Below are 1,774 nucleotides of genomic sequence, written 5' to 3'. Positions count from 1 at the left end.
TGCGGATAAGCGCATCTTTGAACGCGCTGTGCAGAACCATGAAGCCGTTGTTGTCGCGGTTGAAGATATAGTTGACGTATTCCGTGACCTGTTCGGCCATGTCCACATCTTCGGGGGTGCGCGGCGTGAACTGGACGGTTTAGTCTGACGCAGTGAAGACGCGCATCAAGCTGGGCAGGATGGCCTGCACAGTGTCGCGCACGTCATAGCTTACAACTTGCGACCGACCGTCTTCCTCATCGCCGAAAGGTTCGCCGCGATAGTATTTGGTCGCGTCAGCGCGGATGGGCGAAACAACGTTGTCGATGAAATCAACAGCATCATCAATTTCAGAACCGACAACGCCTTGCAGTTCGTCTTCTGACATCCAATCAGGATTGATCAGTTCGTTGACTTCATTTGTGAGGTCGTTTTCGTCGGGATACATGGCGGCTCCTATCGGCCAAGCACGCCGCCAGCGGCGGCAATGTAGGCTCTGAGATTGGCAAGCGGCAAAGATAGGATGGGGTCCATCAACTTACCTAGTTGTTGTAAACGCGACGGATGCGGTTGCCGCGATTGAATTGCTCTGCCCGCAACGCGTCAAGCATCCGCTGCGTAGCCGCGCTGGCCTCGGCACCGTATGGCTGCGCTATACCCGCACCGCGCGTGCTGGTGACTGCCGTGGGCTGGAACATCGAAGGCGCAGACCGCGCAGGCGCGCCGAGGTCCATGCCGGGAGCCACGTTGAAGCCGGAAAATACCGGGCTATACTGGCCGCTTATCGGGGGCTGAGACATTGCCGTTGGGGCCATTCCAACTCGATAAGACTGCGTGCCAACAGACGGCACCGCACCGGCAGACGGCATTGCGGGCGGGACGCGGCTGACGTGCGGGCGAGTTGTGCCAAGGTCAGACAGGCCAACGTTAACGCCAGACATAGATGGCGTAATGTTTGCGCTGGGCGATACCATGCCGGTTGCGGCGCTTACATCCATGCCGGGTTGCTGCGGCGCATATGGACGGGCCGCTGGGTTGTTGAAGTCCATCAACATGCCCGGACCACGCATCAACGCGGCCATTTCCTGCGCTGTGGGTTGCTCGCCCACCAATGCGCCTTGACCCAATCCCATCGCTTGCAATCGAGCCAAATCTTCCGCCGTCAATCCGGGGCGCATGGTCTGACCCATTGCCTGCGGCGCTACAGGCTGAGAAACAGGTGCAACGCTTGCGCTGGTGCCAGTCAGGTCAGTTACGCCAACCGGCGGGATGCCACCCGCGCTGCCAATGCCAGCACGAACCTGATCGGCGGACATCTGGGACTGCATAGCCTGACGGTCGCGGTATCCAGCCGGGCGAATGCCCAGCGCGTTACCAGCGGCAGACAGCAAGCCGCCGCCTTCAAACCGATCACCAGAGCGACCGGGGCCGCCGCCGTCGATCATGTCACGGCCAGCCGACACACGGTTGCCTTGCGCATCAACGTAGCCCCAGCCGCCGCCTTGGCCACCGCGACCCATGCCGCCGCCAATGCCCGCACCGACAAGGCCGCCAATGGGGCCAGCAATCAAACCGCCCAGAAGCCCACCGATAGCGCGACCGGGCGTAAATCCGCCAAATAAACCACCGCCGCCAAAAAGTCCGCCGCCAACCTGACGCGCGTCATTTAAAGCGCTCCAGCCAGCGCCCGCACGGCCACCGGGGTCATCTTGTGAGCCAATTCCGAAGCTGCCAAGGTTGCCGCCACCACCGCGCCGATTGTCTTGCACACCATAGCTTTCAAAGCCACGGTCGC

The 1,774-nt window shown here is 61.1% G+C and carries 2 pseudogenes; both read right to left on the bottom strand.

What is annotated here, in order from left to right:
- Nucleotides 1–367, bottom strand: a pseudogene (locus tag VGP75_RS20680) (portal protein); the annotation flags it as partial.
- A gap of 154 nt (nucleotides 368–521) precedes the next feature.
- A pseudogene (locus VGP75_RS05195) lies at nucleotides 522–1,774 on the bottom strand (hypothetical protein); the annotation flags it as partial.

Origin of the sequence: Yoonia sp., assembly GCF_036007805.1 — a bacterium.
Lineage (GTDB): Bacteria > Pseudomonadota > Alphaproteobacteria > Rhodobacterales > Rhodobacteraceae > Yoonia.
The sequence above is the reverse complement of the archived record's forward strand: the minus strand, read 5'-3'. Positions and strand labels throughout refer to the sequence as shown.